The organism is Erwinia sp. QL-Z3 (assembly GCF_004551645.1).
Taxonomy (GTDB): Bacteria; Pseudomonadota; Gammaproteobacteria; order Enterobacterales; family Enterobacteriaceae; genus Erwinia; species Erwinia billingiae.
This window is the reverse complement of sequence record NZ_CP037950.1, coordinates 1413857-1433413: the sequence shown is the minus strand read 5'-3', so window position 1 is coordinate 1433413 and position 19557 is coordinate 1413857. Positions and strand designations below refer to the sequence as shown.

At 56.6% G+C, this 19557-nt stretch carries 18 protein-coding genes; 10 read left to right on the top strand and 8 right to left on the bottom strand.

The annotated features are described in order from the left end of the window. Positions 1-13: 13 nt before the first annotated feature. Positions 14-1423, bottom strand: coding sequence for a glucuronate isomerase (gene uxaC / locus E2F51_RS07240; protein WP_134823118.1), 1410 nt, complete (start codon positions 1421-1423; stop codon positions 14-16). A 317-nt stretch (positions 1424-1740) separates the two neighbouring features. Between uxaC and E2F51_RS07235 the strand changes: the two genes are divergently transcribed. The 9 genes from E2F51_RS07235 (at position 1741) to E2F51_RS07195 (ending at position 12322) form a co-directional block, all read left to right on the top strand. Then, a complete protein-coding gene (locus E2F51_RS07235; protein ID WP_013204582.1) occupies positions 1741-3048 on the top strand; it encodes an MFS transporter in 1308 nt (435 codons plus the stop codon). 31 nt (positions 3049-3079) lie between these two features. Beyond that, positions 3080-5446, top strand: a complete 2367-nt coding sequence (locus E2F51_RS07230) for a TIM-barrel domain-containing protein (protein WP_134823117.1) — start codon at positions 3080-3082, stop codon at positions 5444-5446. 96 nt (positions 5447-5542) lie between these two features. Then, positions 5543-6286, top strand: a complete 744-nt coding sequence (locus E2F51_RS07225; RefSeq protein WP_041692168.1) for an FCD domain-containing protein — start codon at positions 5543-5545, stop codon at positions 6284-6286. Between the two features lie 141 nt (positions 6287-6427). Further along, a complete protein-coding gene (pstS, locus tag E2F51_RS07220; RefSeq protein WP_013204579.1) occupies positions 6428-7468 on the top strand; it encodes a phosphate ABC transporter substrate-binding protein PstS in 1041 nt (346 codons plus the stop codon). Between the two features lie 85 nt (positions 7469-7553). Further along, entirely contained in the window at positions 7554-8516 is a 963-nt protein-coding gene (gene pstC / locus E2F51_RS07215) for a phosphate ABC transporter permease PstC (RefSeq protein ID WP_013204578.1), read from the top strand. Continuing rightward, positions 8513-9400 carry a phosphate ABC transporter permease PstA gene (gene pstA, locus E2F51_RS07210; protein ID WP_013204577.1) on the top strand — a complete coding sequence of 296 codons (888 nt, stop codon included), beginning with the start codon at positions 8513-8515 and terminating at the stop codon, positions 9398-9400. The genes pstC and pstA overlap by 4 nt, the downstream gene beginning before the upstream one ends. Before the next feature lie 44 nt (positions 9401-9444). Further along, entirely contained in the window at positions 9445-10215 is a 771-nt protein-coding gene (gene pstB, locus E2F51_RS07205; protein WP_013204576.1) for a phosphate ABC transporter ATP-binding protein PstB, read from the top strand. A gap of 17 nt (positions 10216-10232) precedes the next feature. Next, entirely contained in the window at positions 10233-10970 is a 738-nt protein-coding gene (phoU, locus tag E2F51_RS07200; RefSeq protein WP_013204575.1) for a phosphate signaling complex protein PhoU, read from the top strand. A 116-nt stretch (positions 10971-11086) separates the two neighbouring features. After that, the gene (locus E2F51_RS07195; protein WP_134823116.1) at positions 11087-12322 is read left to right on the top strand and encodes an MFS transporter; all 1236 of its coding nucleotides are present in this window, start codon (positions 11087-11089) and stop codon (positions 12320-12322) included. Between the two features lie 37 nt (positions 12323-12359). On the opposite strand, the gene yieH is transcribed toward E2F51_RS07195, so the two are convergent. After that, positions 12360-13022: a 6-phosphogluconate phosphatase gene (gene yieH / locus E2F51_RS07190; protein WP_134823115.1), complete on the bottom strand. Its 663-nt coding sequence runs from the start codon at positions 13020-13022 to the stop codon at positions 12360-12362. Between the two features lie 210 nt (positions 13023-13232). Between yieH and E2F51_RS07185 the strand changes: the two genes are divergently transcribed. Then, entirely contained in the window at positions 13233-14546 is a 1314-nt protein-coding gene (locus E2F51_RS07185; protein WP_013204572.1) for an NCS2 family permease, read from the top strand. A gap of 71 nt (positions 14547-14617) precedes the next feature. Here E2F51_RS07185 and E2F51_RS07180 read toward each other — a convergent pair whose 3' ends face one another. The 6 genes from E2F51_RS07180 to rpmH form a co-directional block, all read right to left on the bottom strand. Further along, positions 14618-15358 carry a phosphopantetheinyl transferase gene (locus E2F51_RS07180; protein WP_134823114.1) on the bottom strand — a complete coding sequence of 247 codons (741 nt, stop codon included), beginning with the start codon at positions 15356-15358 and terminating at the stop codon, positions 14618-14620. Between the two features lie 182 nt (positions 15359-15540). Further along, positions 15541-16905: a tRNA uridine-5-carboxymethylaminomethyl(34) synthesis GTPase MnmE gene (gene mnmE / locus E2F51_RS07175; protein ID WP_134823113.1), complete on the bottom strand. Its 1365-nt coding sequence runs from the start codon at positions 16903-16905 to the stop codon at positions 15541-15543. A gap of 132 nt (positions 16906-17037) precedes the next feature. Beyond that, positions 17038-18684 (bottom strand): membrane protein insertase YidC, encoded by a 1647-nt coding sequence (yidC, locus tag E2F51_RS07170; RefSeq protein ID WP_134823112.1) that lies wholly within the window; start codon positions 18682-18684, stop codon positions 17038-17040. Between the two features lie 2 nt (positions 18685-18686). Further along, entirely contained in the window at positions 18687-18944 is a 258-nt protein-coding gene (gene yidD / locus E2F51_RS07165) for a membrane protein insertion efficiency factor YidD (protein WP_071822134.1), read from the bottom strand. Then, positions 18908-19267, bottom strand: coding sequence for a ribonuclease P protein component (gene rnpA, locus E2F51_RS07160; protein ID WP_034889333.1), 360 nt, complete (start codon positions 19265-19267; stop codon positions 18908-18910). Before rnpA ends, yidD begins: the two co-directional genes overlap by 37 nt. Positions 19268-19284: 17 nt before the next feature. Next, positions 19285-19425 (bottom strand): 50S ribosomal protein L34, encoded by a 141-nt coding sequence (rpmH, locus tag E2F51_RS07155; protein WP_013204567.1) that lies wholly within the window; start codon positions 19423-19425, stop codon positions 19285-19287. Between the last annotated feature and the right edge of the window lie 132 nt (positions 19426-19557).

Sequence of the window (19557 nt, the reverse complement as noted above, 5' to 3'; positions counted from 1 at the left end):
AACGCCGGGCGACTCAGGCTTTAGCAAAATAGCGCTGGGCATTGTTATAGCTGATGTTCTGCACCATTTCGCCCAACCACGCCATTTCATGCGGGATTTCGCCCTGCTCCATCAATCCACCCAGCATATTGCACAGGATGCGGCGGAAGTACTCGTGACGGGTATAGGACAGGAAGCTTCTGGAATCGGTGAGCATGCCGACGAACTGGCTCAGCAAGCCAAGCTGAGAAAGCTGTTCCAGCTGGCGCTGCATCCCGTCTTTCTGATCGTTGTACCACCAGCCGGAGCCGAACTGGATCTTGCCGGCAATGCCGCCGCCCTGGAAATTGCCGGTCAGCGCGGCGATCATCTCGTTATCGCGTGGGTTCAGGCAGTAAAGAATGGTTTTCGGCAACTGGTCGGTTTTATCCATCTCATCCAGCAGCTGCGAAAGCTCGCGGGCGTAGGTGCGGTCGCCAATGGAATCAAACCCGGTATCGGCGCCCACCAGCCTGAACATCCGGCTGTTGGTATTGCGTAATGCGCCAATATGATACTGCATCACCCAGCCGCGCTGCGCGTATTGCTGACCTAACCACACCAGCACGGCGGTGGTGAAGCCCGCGACCTCTGTCTCATCCAGCGTCTGCCCGGCAATCCGCCGTTGCAGCAGGCGGCTTAGGGTGGCTTCTGTCGGCACTGGCGCAAAGCGTACGATTTCGATGCCGTGATCGGCCGCGCGGCAGCCATGGGCCTCAAAGTGATCCAGCCGGCGCGTTAAGGCGGTCAGCAGGCTGTCCCAGTCAGTAATTTCACCGTCCGCCGCTTCACCCAACTGAGAGATATAGTCGGCGAAACCGTCCAGTTCGATTTTAAAGGCGCGGTCCGGACGCCAGCTTGGCAGGATCTCGGTGTCGAAGGTGCGGTCAGCGGCGATCTGGCGATGGTAACGCAGGTCGCTGATCGGGTCGTCGGTGGTGCCGACCATTTTCACCTTCATCTGCCGCATAATGCCGCGCGCGGAAAATTCCGGCGTCGCCAGCTGCGCGTTGCACTGATGCCAGAGGCTTTCTGCCGTTTCAGGCCGGAACAGCTGGCCGGTGATGCCAAACGGCCGCTTCAGCTCGAGGTGCGTCCAGTGATAGAGCGGATTGCCCAGCGTTTTCGGCACGGTCTGAGCCCAGGCCTGATATTTATCATAATCGCTGCCGTTGCCGGTGATCAGCGATTCTGCCACGCCCGCCGCACGCAGCGCCCGCCATTTATAGTGATCGCCTTCCAGCCAGATCTGGCTGAGATTCTCAAACTGACGGTCTTCAGCAATATCCTGCGGGTTGAGATGGCAGTGATAGTCATAGATTGGCATATCCGCCGCATAGCGGTGATACAGCTCGCGCGCGGCATCGCTGCGCAGTAAGAAATCTTCACCCATAAATACCGTCATTGCGTAGGCTCCGTTTTGCCAGACATCCCATCGCGCCAGGATATTTGGTTGACCACTTTTTACATAAATGCTCGCATTCGCTCATTAAATGGTCGAAGAGAGGCGGTTAACTGCCATAAAACACCAAAATAGCGTTTTGGTCGACCAATATTGGCTATTGTTGTGAGTGATATCACCCATCTGCACATTTCCTGTTGACCACTTTTTCACCTTGTCCGCAAGATGCGGGCAACCAGGGTGAGGGTGTGGATCAGCAATGCGTCTGGAAAGTGACGTGACTGACCGCCGCCGTTACCTCTTTCGACCGGAGATAAGCGATGAGCCTGACGGCAAACAGTGTGCAAGAGGCGGTGGGCAGTAAGAGAAAAGTCAAAAAGTTACGCTGGTGGATGCTGGTGCTGTTCCTGCTGGGCGTTACCGTTAACTACCTGACCCGCAACTCGCTGGGCATTCTGGCCCCGGAATTAAAAACCAGTCTGGGGATCACCACCGAACAGTATTCCTGGATTGTCGGTGCTTTCCAGCTGGCCTATACGCTGTTCCAGCCGTTGTGTGGCTGGCTGATTGATGTGATTGGCCTCAAGCTGGGCTTTGTGATCTGCGCCAGTATCTGGGCACTGGTCAGCCTGTTACATGCCGGCGCGGGAAGCTGGATCCATCTGGCGATCCTGCGCTTCTTTATGGGTGCCGCGGAAGCCGCTGCCACGCCTGCTAACGCCAAAACCATTGGCGACTGGTTCCCGAAAAAAGAGCGCCCCATCGCCGCAGGCTGGGCCGGTGTCGGCTTCTCTGTCGGTGCCATGCTGGCGCCGCCGATCATTTACGTCACCCACAGCTACTGGGGATGGCAAGGCGCCTTCCTGTTCTCGGGCGCGCTGGCAGCTGGCTGGGTAGTGCTGTGGCTGCTGTTCTATCATTCGCCGGAAGATCACCCGCGTCTGGACAAAGACGAGCTGGCGTTGATCAAGCAGGATAACGAGCCCGATGCGGTCAGACTGCCGTTCTTCACCGCGCTGAAAACCGTCGGCAAAAACAAACGTTTCTACGGCATCGCCATCCCGGCCTTTATGGCTGAGCCCGCCTGGGCAGTTTTAAGCTTCTGGGTACCGCTGTACCTCGCCAGCGAACGCGGCATGGATTTGAAACAGATTGCCATGTTTGCCTGGCTGCCGTTCCTCGCCGCCGATTTGGGCAGCATCGCCAGTGGCTACCTGACGCGCCTCTACACCCGTTGGTTTGGCTGCTCGCTGGTGAACTCGGTGGTTGCCAGCTCGGTGACCGGCGCATTCCTGATGCTGTCGCTGGCGCTGGTGGCGATCACCAAAGACCCTTACATCACCATTATCCTGATCTCGGTGGGCGGCTTTGGCCATCAGGTGATCTCCTGCATGTTAAGTGCGCTGGTGGTGGAGTCCTTTGATAAAGGGCAGATGGCTACGGTGAACGGAATGCGGGGTTCCTTTGCCTGGATCGCCAGCTTCCTGTTCTCCCTGTTGATAGGCGTCACGGCTGACACCATCGGATTCAATCCGCTGTTTGTGGCCATGGGCTTTTTCGATCTGATTGGTGCCGTGTTCCTGGTTGCGTTTATTGCCGAACGTCGAAGCACGTCGCGCGCGGCCTGATTTTCAGACTGACAATTTTGAAGAGTAAACGATGAAAACATTGAAAAACTGGGTGTTAGGGCAGAAAACGGCCGAATTTATTGAGCTTCGCGTCGATGAAAAACACCTGTTCCGCCTCTACGTGCTGGAACAGGGATTGTGTCGGGTGCTGATCAAGCAGAAAGGGGAGCTGGCGCTGGATCGCACCTGGAGCATCGCGCCGGAAGCGGACGTGCCGTGGGAAGGTCGCCTGCGGGAAAGCTGTGAAGGCTTCTCGCTGCCGGGTTATCACTGCGAGCATCAGGACGACAGGCTGGTGGTGACCACCGATTGCCTGCGGGTGACCGTTCATCAGCCGCTGTGGCTGGAGTGGGAATATCTTAATGAAGACGCGGAATGGCAGCCGCTTTGCGCCGATCGCCCTACCGGTGCCTATCTGCTCAATGCCCATGGTGATGGCGTGGCGCATTATCAGCGCCGATACGCGGAAGATAACTATTACGGCCTGGGCGAGAAAGCGGGCGATCTTAACCGCACCGGGGGCCGCTATGAAATGCGCAACCTGGATGCGATGGGCTATAACGCCGCCTCGACCGATCCGCTGTATAAGCATATTCCTTTCACCCTGACGCGGCGCGATACCGTCAGCTTTGGGCTGTTTTATGACAACCTGAGCACCACTCAGCTGGATTTAGGCAACGAGCTGGATAATTACCATCTGCCGTACCGCCGTTATCAGGCCGAGGCGGGCGACCTCGACTATTACTTGTTCCTTGGGCCAAAAGTACTGGATGTCACCAAGGCCTTTGTTCGTCTGACCGGCAAAACGCTGTTTGGCCCGAAATGGAGCCTCGGCTACAGTGGTTCGACCATGCATTACACCGATGCGCCGGATGCGCAGGTTCAGCTGATGAACTTTATTTCGCTGTGTCGGGAAAATGCCATTCCGTGCGACTCGTTCCAGCTGTCGTCAGGCTACACCTCGATCAACGACAAGCGTTATGTCTTCAACTGGAACCACGACAAGGTGCCGCAGCCGGAGGTGATGAGTGCGGCGTTTCATGATGCCGGAATGAAGCTGGCTGCCAACATCAAGCCTTGCCTGTTGCAGGACCATCCACGCTATGACGAAGTGGCGCAGAAGGGGCTGTTTATTCGCGATTCTGAATCAGACGCGCCTGAACGCTCGGTTTTCTGGGATGACGAAGGGTCGCACCTCGACTTCACCAATCCGGCCACGGTGGCCTGGTGGCAGGAAAATGTCACCCACCAGCTGCTGGAAAAGGGGATTGATTCCACCTGGAATGACAACAACGAATATGAAGTCTGGGATGGCGAAGCGCGCTGTCACGGCTTCGGTCTGCCGTTGCCGATCAAGCTGATCCGTCCGGTCATGCCGCTACTGATGATGCGTGCTTCGATGGAGGCCCAGCAGCGGTTCGCGCCCGAAAAGCGTCCTTTCCTGATCTCCCGTTCAGGCTGTGCGGGGATGCAGCGCTATGTGCAGACCTGGAGTGGCGACAACCGCACCAACTGGCAGACGCTGCGCTATAACACGCGGATGGGCGTCGGGATGAGCCTCTCTGGCTTATATAACGTTGGGCATGACGTGGGCGGATTCTCAGGCGCGAAGCCCGATCCGGAGCTGTTTGTGCGTTGGGTCCAGAACGGCGTCATGCATCCGCGATTCACTATCCATTCATGGAATGACGATCGCACGGTCAATGAACCCTGGATGTACCCGGAGGTCACCCCGGCGATCCGCGACGCGATGGCGCTGCGCTACCGTCTGATGCCTTACCTGTACACGCTGCTGTGGCAGGCCAGTCAGGACGATGAGCCGATGCTGCGCCCGACCTTCCTCGACCACGAGCACGATCCCCGCACCTTCGACGAGACCGATGATTTTATGCTGGGGCGCGATCTGCTGGTGGCCAGCGTAGTCGAGCCGGGAGCCACGCAGCGCGCCATCTACCTGCCTGAAAATACCACCGGCTGGTACGATTATTACAGCGGTCAGTGGCACCAGGGCGGCCAGACGATTAGCGTGGATGCGCCCTTAGACCGACTGCCGTTAATGGTCAGAGCGGGCGCAGCGCTGCCGCAGGCCAGCCGGGTGGGCCATACCGACAATGATTTGGATGACCAGCGCACGCTGCTGCTGTTCCCGACACAAGGGATCGCTGAAGAGACCGGCATGCTGTTTGAAGATGATGGGGAAAGCTGGGAGTGGCAGCGCGACGGTGCGTTGTGGCTCAACTGGACGCTGAGCAGCGATGCTGAGCGCATCAATATTCAGTTCACTGCCCATGGACACTATCGCCCGGCCTGGAAAACCTTACGCCTGCAGCTGCCCGAAGGAGAAACCCGCGCGCTGACCATCAACGGCGAGCGTCAGGCGAGCTGGACGCTGCGCTAAGCGGCAGAATGCGTCAACCAGAACGGCATTCTGGTTGACCACTCTTCAGCATTTTCCTACTATCTGAAGGCGTATTTCCTGACTGAGGCTGTGGCTATGAGTGTTGAAGTAAAGCGTCAATACCGCGAGGTCGGTGAATACCTGAAAGAAGAGCTGCATTCAGGCAAGTATCCGATCGGCACGCGACTGCCTCCCGAGCGGGATATCGCTGAGCGGGTGGGGGTTGGTCGCTCAGTGGTGCGTGAAGCCCTGATCATGCTGGAAATTGAAGGTTACGTTGAGGTGCGCAAAGGCTCGGGGATCTATGTGATTGCCATGCCAGGCGATCGCCAGCAACAGGACGGTGCCTCGCTGATCGGGCCGTTCGAACTGCTGCAGGCCAGGCAGCTGCTGGAAAGCAACATTGCCGAATTTGCCGCACTGCAGGTCACGCCAGCGGATATCAAGAAAATGCGCGCCGCGCTGGATGCCGAGATTAAAGATATTGAAACCGGTGGCGGTGAGGATGGCGATAAGCTGTTCCATCTGGCCATTGTCGAAGCCACCCACAACAATATGCTGACAGAGATGTGGAAGCAGTGCTGGGCGCAGCGGGAGAACAACCCCATGTGGCAACAGCTGCATGAGCGCATCTCCAGCAAGGAGTACCGCCGCGAATGGTTGAAGGATCACCAGCTGATCCTGGCTGCGTTACAGAAAAAAGATGCCGCTGCCGCCAAACTGGCGATGTGGACGCATCTGGAGAACGTAAAGTTACGTCTGATGGCCCTGTCAGATGTCGATGCCCCTGAATTTGATGGTTATCTTTTCGGCTCCTGGCCTATCCGCGTCACGACCTGACTCAAACTCACCCACCGTCACAAAACTGTCATAAAGCGTACATTTTACTGTCATCAAACTGTCCTATTTTGCCTCCAGCAGCAATGATTATTCATTATTAAAATGGCGTTAAGCCTGACTTTTAATCCCCCTGGAGGGAACATGACACTGATGCAAAAAACCCTGGCTCAATGTGTAGCGGTAACCCTTTCGTTGACCGCGGTTTCTGCTTTTGCCGCCACTAACCTGACCGGTGCGGGTGGGACTTTCCCGGCGCCTGTGTACAACAAATGGGCTGCAGACTACAACACAGCGACTGGCGCTCAGGTTAACTACCAGGGTATCGGTTCATCCGGTGGCGTGAAGCAAATCATCGCAAAAACCGTCGATTTTGGTGCGTCTGATGCGCCACTGAAAGATGAAGATCTGCAGAAAAATGGCCTGTTCCAGTTCCCAACCGTGATCGGTGGCGTGGTGCTGGCCGTCAACATCCCGGGAATCAAATCCGGTCAGCTGACGCTGGACGGTAAAACCGTCGGTGATATCTACCTGGGCACCATCAAGAAGTGGAACGATCCGGCCATCACCAAGCTGAACCCAGGCGTTAAGCTGCCAGACAGCAATATCAACGTGGTGCGCCGCGCTGACGGTTCCGGTACGTCCTATGTGTTCACCAGCTACCTGGCGAAAGTGAACAGCGACTGGAACAGCAAAATTGGTAAAGGCAACACCGTTAACTGGCCAACCGGTCTGGGCGGTAAAGGTAACGACGGCGTCGCCGCGTTCGTTCAGCGTCTGCCGGGTTCAATCGGTTACGTAGAATATGCCTATGCCAAGCAGAACAACCTGGCGTACACCAAACTGATGGATGCCGACGGTAAAGCCGTTTCTCCAAGCGAGAAGAGCTTCAGCAACGCCGCGAAAGGCGCGAACTGGACAGAATCTTTCGCCCAGGACCTGACCTTCCAGAAAGGTGACGACGCATGGCCAATCTCTTCAACCACCTTTATCCTGGTGCAGAAAGAGCAGGCCAACGCGGAGAAAGGCGCAGCGGTACTGAAATTCTTCGACTGGGCCTACAAAAACGGCGGCAAAACCACCAACAGCCTGGACTATGCTGCGCTGCCAGACTCGGTAGTTGAGCAGATCCGTGCCGCCTGGAAAACTAACGTGAAAGACAGCTCCGGTAAAGCACTGTACTAAGCTGTTGTAGGGGCCGGAGCACTCCGGCCCGTTCCCTCGGGTGGCACCTTCGTGCCGCCCCTACACTTTCAACATCGAGAACTCTATGGCTGCAACCAAGCCGACATTCAAAGCCCCCGGCAAGCAGGGTGACATCATTTTCGGTGCGCTGGTAAAACTGGCTGCGCTGATTGTGCTGCTGCTGCTCGGTGGCATTATTGTCTCTCTGATCATCTCTTCCTGGCCCAGCATTGAGAAATTTGGTTTCTCGTTCCTGTGGACCAAAACCTGGGATGCACCCAACGAACAATTTGGTGCGCTGGTACCGATTTACGGCACCGTCGTGACCTCGATTATCGCGCTGATTATTGCCGTTCCGGTCAGCTTTGGTATCGCCCTGTTCCTGACTGAACTGGCACCGAACTGGCTGCGCCGCCCGCTGGGCACGGCGATTGAGCTGCTGGCGGCGATCCCCAGCATTGTCTACGGCATGTGGGGCCTGTTTATTTTTGCGCCGCTGTTTGCCACCTACTTCCAGACCCCGTTGGGCGACCTGATGGCGAACATTCCCATCGTCGGTACGCTGTTCTCGGGTCCGGCATTTGGTATTGGTATTCTGGCTGCCGGGATTATCCTGGCGATCATGATCATCCCGTACATCGCGTCTGTGATGCGCGATGTGTTTGAACAAACGCCGGTGATGATGAAAGAGTCGGCATACGGCATCGGTTGCACCACCTGGGAAGTGATCTGGCGCGTGGTGCTGCCGTTCACCAAGAACGGCGTGATTGGCGGCGTGATGCTCGGTCTGGGGCGTGCGCTGGGTGAAACCATGGCGGTGACCTTTATCATCGGTAACACCTACCAGCTCGACAGCCCGTCGCTGTTTATGCCGGGCAACAGTATTACCTCCGCGCTGGCGAACGAATTTGCTGAAGCGGAATCCGGCGTGCATACCGCCGCGCTGATGGAGCTGGGCCTGATCCTGTTTGTGATTACCTTTATCGTGCTGGCCTGCTCAAAACTGATGATTTTGCGCCTGGCAAAAAGTGAAGGAGCGCGCTCATGACCACCATGGAAATGCAGTCTCGCGCCGAACTGGACGCATCCCGCCGCAAAATGCAGGCGTGGCGTCGGATGAAAAACCGCATCGCGCTGGCGCTGTCGATGCTGACCATGGCCTTTGGCCTGTTCTGGCTGGTGTGGATCCTGTTTGCCACCGTCACCCGTGGCGTGGATGGCATGACGCTGTCGCTGTTTACCGAGAATACGCCGCCGCCAAATACCGCCGGTGGCGGCCTGGCCAACGCCATCGCCGGTAGCGGACTGTTAATCTTATGGTCAACGGTGATCGGCACGCCGCTGGGCATTATGGCCGGGGTTTATCTCGCCGAATATGGCCGCAAATCCTGGCTGGCCGAGGTGATCCGTTTTATTAACGACATCCTGCTGTCTGCTCCGTCGATTGTGGTCGGTCTGTTTGTCTACACGCTGGTTGTGGCCAAGATGCAGCACTTCTCTGGCTGGGCGGGTGTGGTTGCGCTGGCCCTGCTGCAGATCCCGATTGTTATCCGCACCACGGAAAACATGCTGCGACTGGTACCGGACAGCCTGCGTGAAGCGGCGTACGCGCTGGGCACGCCGAAGTGGAAGATGATCTCGGCGATCACCCTGAAAGCCTCCGTCTCCGGCATTCTGACCGGCGTGCTGTTGGCGATTGCCCGTATTGCGGGCGAAACGGCACCGCTGCTGTTCACCTCACTCTCCAACCAGTTCTGGAGTACTGACATGATGCAGCCGCTGGCCAACCTGCCGGTGACCATCTTTAAATTCGCCATGAGCCCGTTTGCCGAATGGCAGAGTCTGGCCTGGGCGGGCGTGCTGCTGATTACCCTCTGCGTGCTGTTGCTGAACATCCTGGCGCGCGTCGTTTTTGCCAAGGGCAAACATTAATTACTTAAGCGCGGCTGCGGCGGCGTGAATAAGCGAGAAAGAGAATGGCTGACAACACCTCAAGTAAGATGATTCAGGTTCGTGATTTGAACTTCTACTACGGGAAATTTCATGCGCTGAAAAACATCAATCTGGATATCGCGAAAAACCAGGTCACGGCGTTTATCGGCCCGTCAGGCTGTGGCAAGTCCACCCTGCTGCGTACCTTTAACAAGATGTTCTCGCTCTACCCGGAACAGCGGGCAGAAGGCGAGATCATGCTGGATGGCGAAAACATTCTCACCGCCAGCCAGGATATCGCGCTGCTGCGTGCCCGGGTCGGAATGGTGTTCCAGAAGCCGACGCCGTTCCCGATGTCGATTTATGACAACATCGCCTTTGGCGTGCGCCTGTTTGAAAAATTGTCCCGCGCGGATATGGATGAGCGCGTACAGTGGGCGCTGACCAAGGCCGCGCTGTGGACAGAAACCAAAGACAAGCTGCACCAGAGTGGCTACAGCCTGTCGGGTGGTCAGCAACAGCGTCTGTGCATCGCGCGGGGCATTGCCATTCGCCCGGAGGTGCTGCTGCTGGATGAACCCTGCTCGGCGCTGGATCCGATCTCGACCGGCCGCATTGAAGAGCTGATCACCGAATTAAAGCAGGATTACACCGTGGTTATCGTGACGCACAACATGCAGCAGGCTGCACGCTGTTCCGATCACACGGCCTTTATGTATCTGGGCGAACTGATTGAATTCAGCGATACTGACACGCTGTTTACCAAGCCGCATCAGAAACAAACTGAAGACTACATTACCGGCCGTTACGGTTGAGTTGACTGGAGAGTACGATGGATAACCTGAATCTGAATAAACATATCTCCGGGCAGTTTAACGCCGAGCTGGAGCATATCCGTACCCAGGTGATGACCATGGGCGGCATGGTTGAGCAGCAACTGATGGACGCCATCAAAGCGATGCACAACCAGGATGGCGAGCTGGCGAAGCAGGTGATTGATGGTGACCAGAAGGTCAACATGATGGAAGTGTCGATTGATGAAGCCTGCGTGCGCATCATCGCCAAACGTCAGCCCACCGCCAGCGATCTGCGTCTGGTGATGGCGATCATCAAAACCATCTCCGAGCTGGAACGCATTGGTGATGTGGCCGAGAAGATCAGCCGCACCGCGCTGGAGAAGTTCGGTCAGCATCACAAGCCGCTGTTGGTCAGCCTGGAGTCACTGGGTCACCACACCATTCAGATGCTGCATGATGTGCTGGATGCCTTTGCGCGGATGGATCTGGGCGCGGCGATTGAGATCTACCGTGAAGACAAGAAGGTCGATCAGGAGTATGAGGGCATCGTGCGTCAGCTGATGACCTATATGATGGAAGATCCGCGCACCATTCCCAGCGTGCTGACCGCGTTATTCTGCGCCCGCGCCATCGAGCGTATCGGCGATCGTTGTCAGAATATCTGCGAAATCATCTTCTACTTCGTTAAAGGGCAGGATTTCCGCCACGTTGGCGGTGACGAGCTCGATAAGCTGTTAACCGGCGACGACGAAGGCAGTAATTCCCCCACCTGATGTTCTCCACTGGCCGGCTGAGTCCGGCCCGTTGATCCTGCCGGCGACTTTTCGTCTGGAATGTGACCGCCTGCCTACTTATACTTGCCGCACTTTATTTCTGGCAGGGAACACTCATGATTTCAAAGACGCCCGTAAAGGGCGCTACTCCGGGCAAGGCCATGCTGGCGGCGATCAGCGGCTATGCAATGGACGGCTTCGATCTGCTGATTCTGGGCTTTATGCTGCCCGCCATCTCAATTTCACTGGCGCTCAGCCCTTCGCAGGCGGGCTCACTGGTGACCTGGACGCTGATTGGCGCGGTACTCGGCGGCATTATCTTCGGGCACCTGAGCGATCGCTTTGGCCGCATCCGCGTACTGACCTATACCATCCTGATGTTCTCGGTGTTCACCGGTCTGTGCGCGGTGGCGCAGGGTTACTGGGATCTGCTGGCCTACCGCACCTTAGCGGGCGTCGGGCTGGGCGGGGAATTCGGCATTGGCATGGCGCTGATTGCCGAAGCCTGGCCTGCCAACAAGCGTAACCGCGCGTCGGCCTGGGTCGGTATCGGCTGGCAGCTGGGCGTGTTACTGGCGGCATTTATCACCCCGTTCCTGCTGGGCTACATTGGCTGGCGCGGCATGTTCCTGGTCGGGTTACTGCCGGCTCTCGCCTCCTTTATTATCCGCCGCGGCATGGGCGAACCGGCCGGATTTACCCAACATGTGGATGTGAACCAGGGCCTTTCGTTCTCAGCAAGGCTTAAGCTGCTGGTCAAGGATCGCGCGACCGCCAAAGCCAGCCTGGGGATTTTCATCCTTTGTTCGGTGCAGAATTTTGGCTATTACGGCCTGATGATCTGGATGCCAAGCTACCTTTCCAGCAATTTCGGCTTCTCGCTGACCAAGTCAGGGCTGTGGACGGCGGTGACGGTGATCGGCATGACCTTTGGCATCTGGCTGTTTGGCGTGCTGGCGGACCGCTTCGCGCGCTGGAAGATTTTCCTGCTTTACCAGTTTGGTGCGGTGATTATGGTGATCGTGTATGCGCAGCTGCGCGACCCGACCGTGATGCTGTTTACCGGTGCGGTGATGGGGATGTTTGTGAACGGGATGATTGGCGGTTACGGTGCCCTGATCTCCGACACCTACCCGGCGAAGGTGCGGGCAACGGCGCAGAACGTGTTGTTCAACCTCGGCCGTGGTGTGGGCGGTTTTGGTCCACTGGTGATAGGTCTGCTGGTGATCCACCTGTCGTTTACCGCCGCCATTACCCTGCTGGCGCTGATTTACCTGCTAGATATCTTCGCCACCCTGTTCCTGCTGCCCAAAAAGCAGGGCACGGAGGATTCGCTGGGCGCGATTGGCTGATCGGCTCAGGGGCGAAGAGATTCGCCCCTGACGCCGCTTAACGGGTGATGTTCCAGCCTTTTGCCCGCCACAGTGCAGGCAGTTCGGCCATCTCGGTGAAAGGGGTGACCAAAGGGTGATCCAGCGGCTTATTATGCGCATCCGCGCAGAAGTAAAACACCGGAATGCCTGCCGCAATACCGGCCTTCGCTCCCGCTTCCGAGTCATCAATCAGAATGCACTGCCCGATGGGAACGTTCATCTCGCGGGCGGCGTGGTACATCAATTCCGGATCGGGTTTCCAGCTGCCAATGTCATAGCCGCTGTAAAGGCGATCGGTAAACCACGGCAGCATCTCCGTCAGCCCCAGCGAGTGCTGCATTTTTGGCACCGTCCCGTTGGCTACCACGCACATCGGCACGGTGATCTGCTCAAGCAGCGCTTTTGCGCCGGCGATCGGCTTCAGTTCCAGATCGAACAGCCGCGCCACTTCTTTGCGGTACGCCGGTTCGAACTCCTCTTTGCTGACGCTGAGATGATGCCCGGCGCACACCTCGGCAATAATGTCGTACAGCTTGACGCCTTTATACTTTTCAAACATCTCCTGCAGTGAAAGGTCGCCGCCAAACTGCGCGAAGGTATTCACGTAGGCCTGGGTACAAAGCAGTTCACTGTCCACCAGCGTTCCGTCGCAATCAAAAAATACACAGCCAACAGTCATCGGTGTCTCCCTGAGTTTTTTTACGGTCGCTCCACTTTGACTTACCTGCGGCGGAATTGCGACTGAGAAATGTCAATTCCAGTTAGTGGTTGTGAACGTCTGTAAAACGCGGCGCAACCGGTTGCGAAAAAACCTGTCGGTTAGCTCCCAAAATCAGAATTTTAGGTTAGGATAGCCGTCGACAACTTTTCTCCGTTTTGGAATCACATAATGACTAATCCAGGCCTACTACAGCGGATCTTTAAACTGCAGGAACACGGCACGACCGTCCGTACCGAAGTGATTGCAGGTATCACCACTTTCCTGACGATGGTGTATATCGTTTTTGTGAACCCACAGATCCTCGGTGTGGCGGGCATGAACACCCAGGCGGTGTTTGTCACCACCTGTCTGATTGCCGCGTTCGGCAGCATCCTGATGGGCCTGGTCGCTAACCTGCCGGTGGCACTTGCGCCGGCAATGGGCCTGAATGCCTTCTTTGCTTTCGTGGTGGTCGGTGCGATGGGCATCTCCTGGCAGGTGGGTATGGGTGCCATCTTCTGGGGCGCGGTTGGCCTGCTGCTGCTGACCATTTTCCGCGTCCGCTACTGGATGATTGCCAATATTCCTGCCAGCCTGCGCGTGGGGATCACCGCCGGTATCGGTCTGTTTATTGCGATGATCGGCCTGAAAAATGCCGGCATCATCGTTTCCAACAAAGATACGCTGGTGGCGGTCGGTAACCTGACCTCACACAGCGTGCTGCTGGGTGCGCTGGGCTTCTTTATTATCGCCATTCTGGCTTCCCGCAATATTCATATCGCGGTGCTGGTGTCGATTGTGGTAACCACGCTGATTGGTCTGGCGATTGGTGATGTGAAATACGGCGGCGTCTTCTCCGCCCCAACCGGCATCACCTCGATTGTCGGTCAGGTGGACCTGGCCGGATCGCTGAACGTTGGCATGGCCGGCATCATCTTCTCCTTTATGCTGGTTAACCTGTTCGACTCCTCCGGTACGCTGATTGGCGTCACCGATAAAGCGGGTCTGACCGATGAGAAAGGCACCTTCCCACGCATGAAGCAGGCGCTGTTCGTTGACAGCATCAGCTCGGTGGCCGGTTCTTATATCGGCACTTCTTCCGTGACGGCCTATATCGAAAGCTCATCCGGTGTTTCCATCGGGGGCCGTACCGGGTTAATGGCGGTGGTGACCGGGATCCTGTTCCTGCTGGTGATGTTCCTGTCACCGCTGGCGGGCATGGTTCCAGCCTATGCGGCGGCGGGTGCGCTGATTTATGTTGGCGTGCTGATGAGCTCAAGCCTGGCGCGCGTGAAGTGGGATGACCTGACCGAAGCCGTTCCGGCCTTTGTCACGGCGGTGATGATGCCCTTCAGCTTCTCCATTACCGAAGGGATTGCGTTAGGCTTTATCTCTTACTGCGTGATGAAGTTTGGCACCGGTCGCTGGCGTGAAATCAGCCCCTGCGTGGTGGTTGTCGCGCTGCTGTTTGTGCTGAAAATCGTGTTTATCGACGCGCATTAATCGCGTTAAGCAGGCCAGCTCCGGCTGGCCTGTGGCTTTCTCAACGCCGGCGTTCGCCGCGTTTCCCGTGCCTATCCCTGAAACACTTTCTCTGCTGGCAGACTGGTCAGACGCAGCATGCGTTGGCCCATCGCCGGTTTGTTGACCTGAATATCCTGCAGTCGCGTCCAGTTCTTCTCTTCGTCAGACTCCCAAAGATGCAAACGCTCGTTGCCGGGTGACAGCGCACAGGACCAGATCAATAAGGGTTCCACGTCGGAAACCGCCTGAATATCGGGATACTCCAGCGAGCGTAAGCGGCCAGAGGCGGGATGCAGCCGCAATGACTCGCTGCGGCCTTCTTTCACCCCGGTCAGCTTCATCAGGCTTTTACGCATTGCCCACAGCTGGATAGCGGCTTCGCTGGGGTCGGTTTGCGCATTAATCCAGGCGCGTTCACCGGAAGAGAGGCCTTGCAGATACTGCTCCTGGGTTTGCCTGCTGTGCGCACGGACAATTTCAATGCCCAGCCCGGCATGACCGCCTTCTTCTGCCAGCAGGACGCCAATAATGTTACCGGCATAGGCCAGGCTGAAGTCAGGAAGGTCGGGGTCGGCAAACACCGGGCGGCCACACGCGCTGAGCGTCATTTCCGGCAGCTGTGAAAGGCCATAAACGCGCAGCATCAGGTCAGCCAGCAACGCGCGGGCTGCCAGATAACGCACACGGCGCTTTTCAGCCAGCGTGCTGGAGAAATCAAGCAGGGGTTGTGAGAGTCGCTGTACCGAGGGGAGACCCTGGGTAAGGGTGCGGCGTGCAAAATGACTGGCCATCTGTCGCTCCGTGAAAATGGTCGGAAAATCATCGGGGCTATTGTAAGAATTTTCTTAGCAAATATCACCTCACTTTACGTGGAAGTGCAGACTTTCAGATTAAGATCATGTTTTTGGCGATAGCTGAGCAGCATTGGACGTTTTGCAGAGAAAAGAGGGGAAACCTGCGTTTCCCCTTTGATTTATTTACCGATGCAGAAGCTGGAAAAGATGCGGCCCAGCAAATCATCGGAGGTAAACTCGCCGGTGATTTCGCTTAACGCCTGTTGCGCCACTCTCAGCTCTTCCGCCAGCAGTTCGCCAGCACGGGCGCCCAGCAGCTGCTCTCTTCCCTGGAGTAAGTGAGTAGCTGCTAACTCAAGCGCCTGCAGGTGACGACGACGCGCCAGGAAGCCGCCTTCCATGTTGCCGGAGAAGCCCATGCTCTCTTTCAGATGGTTGCGCAGCACGTCAATGCCGTCGCCGGTGCGGGCCGACAGGCGAATAAGTGAGTGGCCATTCACTTCCGTCAGACCTTGCGCCTCGCCGGTGACGTCCGCTTTGTTACGCACCACGGTGATCGGCAGAGTCGCGGGTAAACGGGCAATAAAGTCTGGCCAGATTTCGGCAGGCTCGGTGGCGCCGGTGGTGGTGCCGTCAACCATAAACAGCACGCGATCTGCCTGTTCGATCTCGTTCCACGCACGTTCGATGCCGATGCGCTCAACTTCGTCGCTGGCTTCGCGCAGTCCGGCGGTATCAATGATATGCAGCGGCATGCCGTCAATATGGATGTGCTCGCGCAGCACGTCGCGGGTGGTACCGGCGATATCGGTCACAATCGCCGCCTCACGGCCTGCCAGCGTATTCAGCAGGCTGGACTTACCGGCATTGGGGCGACCGGCGATCACCACCTTCATGCCTTCCCGCAGCAGGCTGCCCTGACGCGCTTCGGCCCGCACGCCATCCAGATCGGCAATCACCTGTTCCAGCTGCGCTTCGATTTTGCCGTCTGACAGGAAGTCGATCTCCTCATCCGGGAAGTCGATAGCCGCTTCGACGTAGATTCGCAGGTGAGTAAGTGCTTCCACAAGATGGTTAACGCGCAGCGAAAACGCCCCCTGAAGGGAGTTCAGCGCCGAGCGCGCTGCCTGTTCAGAACTGGCATCAATCAGGTCGGCAATCGCCTCAGCCTGCGCGAGGTCCAGCTTGTCATTGAGGAAGGCGCGCTCTGAGAATTCGCCGGGACGGGCGATACGCAGGCCAGGCATGGCGACAATGCGCTTAAGCAGCAGGTCGAGGATCACCGGGCCGCCATGACCCTGCAGTTCCAGCACATCTTCGCCGGTAAAGGAGTTCGGGCCTGGGAACCACAGCGCAATGCCCTGGTCCAGCGCTTTCCCATCGGTATCACGGAAGGGCAGATAGTCGGCGTAGCGGGGTTTAGGCAGCTTGCCCAGCAGTGCCTGAGCAACCTCAGCGGCTTTGCTGCCGGAAATGCGCAGGATGCCCACACCACCGCGGCCTGGCGGCGTCGCCTGGGCGACGATAGTCTCGCTATGACTCATATTCGACTCTCTTTTTTTGGCAAAAAAATAAGGCGGTCAGTGACCGCCTTATAGTACACCCTTCCTCTTTCTCACTGCCCGCGTATTGGCTGCAATGAGAAATCCTCCGGGTGAAGCATCTTTTAGTGAAACTTATGCTTTCTTCTTGTCACGGCTGTGTAAGCCACGTTTTTCCAGGCCGCGATAAATCAGCTGCTGCTGGATAATGGTGACCAGGTTACTGACGATGTAGTACAGCACCAGACCAGACGGGAACCACAGGAAGAACACGGTGAAGATCACCGGCATAAAGGTCATGATCTTCTGCTGCATCGGGTCGGTCACGGTGGTCGGCGACATCTTCTGAATGAAGAACATCGTTACGCCCATCAGGATCGGCAGGATGTAGTACGGGTCCTGTGCAGACAGGTCATGGATCCACAGTGCAAACGGCGCATGACGCAGTTCAATCGAGCCCATCAGCATGTAATACAGCGCCAGGAAGATTGGCATCTGGATAACCAGCGGCAGACAGCCACCCAATGGGTTCACTTTCTCTGCTTTGTACAGCGCCATCATTTCCTGGCTCATACGCTGCTTGTCTTCACCGATACGCTCACGCATTGCCTGAATCTTCGGCTGCAGCATGCGCATTTTCGCCATGGAGGTGTACTGCGCTTTAGTCAGCGGGTACATGATGCCACGAACGATAAAGGTGATAACGATAATGGAGAAGCCCCAGTTACCGATAAAGCTGTGCAGGAATTTCAGCAGTTTGAACAGCGGCTGCGAGATAAACCACAACCAGCCGTAATCTACGGTCAGGTCCAGATGCGGCGCGATAGCGGCCATCTTGTCCTGAATTTCCGGTCCAACCCACAGGGTGGCAGCCAGATTCTGCTGCGCGCCAGGGGCGATAGTGACCGGTGCAGATTTGTAGCCGATAGCCGCAATACCGTTACCCAGGTTACTGGTGTAAAGCGTATTGGTGCCGTTGGTGCGTGGCACCCAGGCCGTCGCGAAGTATTGCTGAAGCATCGCCACCCAACCGTTGTTGGTGGTGGTGCTCAGGTTTTCGTTATCGCTGATTTTATCAAACTTGTACTTCTCGTAGTTGGTCTCACTGCTGGAGTAAGCCGCGCCACGGAAAGTGTGCAACGCAAAATTATTACTGCCGGTATCGCGGTGTTTTGGCAGGTCGATGGTCTGCTTCAGCTGACCGAACATCGCCACTTCCAGCGGCTGCTGGGTGGTGTTGTTAACCTGATAATCCACGTTGATCGCAAACTCACCGCGCTTCAGTACGAAGGTTTTGGTGTAGGTTGCGCCGTTTTCCGCAGTGTAGGTCATCGGGATACGCAGTTCGCTCTGGCCGTCCGCCATCTCAAAGCTATCCTGAGTGGTGGTGAACAGTGGACGCGCGCCGTTAGCCGGGTTGTCCGGGCCGTTACGACCGGTCAGACCGCTCTGAGCCTGATACAGAAAACCTGGGTTGGTTTCCAGCAGCTGGAATGGCTGAGAAGAACCCAGTTTATCCGGGTAAGTCAGCAGCTGTGCCTGCTCGATATCGCCACCACGGGTGTTGATATGTAATGTCAGGACATCAGTCTTAACGGTGATCGTTTTGCCCTGTCCGCTGGCAGGTACGCCCTGGTTTGCGGCATCACCGGCTGCGCTGGTCGTGTTTTGTGTGGTCTGAGTCTGCACAGGCTGCGGAGCGTGGTCCGTCTGCCAGGCTTGCCAGATCATAAAAGACACGAACAGAAAAGCGATGAGAAAAAGATTGCGTTGCGAATCCATCGTTAATGTTCTCTGTTATCGTCGGTTTTTGGCGGCACCGGATCGTCGCCACCCGGGTTCAAGGGGTGGCATTTTAATACGCGTTTCATCGTTAACCAACTGCCTTTTATCACCCCAAACCTGCGCAATGCCTCAATACCGTATTGAGAACAGGTGGGATGGAAGCGACAGTGGGGTCCTAAAAGCGGACTAATCGCGCGTTGATACACGCGGATGACCGCTATCAGGAGCCGCGAGCCAGGCGACAGTGACGACGCCATAGTTTCTCCAACGCTTCCGTCAGCGCACGGTTATCCAGGTCAGCCACGCCTTTTTTCGCCACGATCACGAAATCCATTGCTGGAAGTTCATGTTGACGCAGGCGAAAACTCTCGCGGGTCAATCTCTTGATCCGGTTGCGTTCATGCGCGCGTTTGACGTGTTTTTTTGCGACGGTAAGACCGATGCGGGGATGCCCCAGCGAGTTCAGGCGGCCGAGAATAGTAATTTGCGGCGTGCCAGCTCTTTGTGGCTGCTGGAAGACGAAAGTGAAATGAGTGGGAGTTAACAAACGTAACTCCCTGGGAAATGCGAGCTTAACCACTGAGCGGTTAGCTTTTATTACTTAGAAACGGTCAGGCGTGAACGGCCTTTAGCACGACGACGTGCCAGAACCTGTTGACCATTTTTTGTTGCCATACGAGCACGGAAACCGTGTGAACGGTTACGCTTCAGTACGGACGGTTGAAAAGTGCGTTTCATGGCGATTTCTACCTAAACTTGGAAAATTTTCACTGGGTGACGCGTTTTGATGGTCAGAAAACCGACCGACGCCTCAGTGTGTCTTTAATAAAGAGGCGGGATTGTAATAATTGTACAGTCCGGAGTCAATTT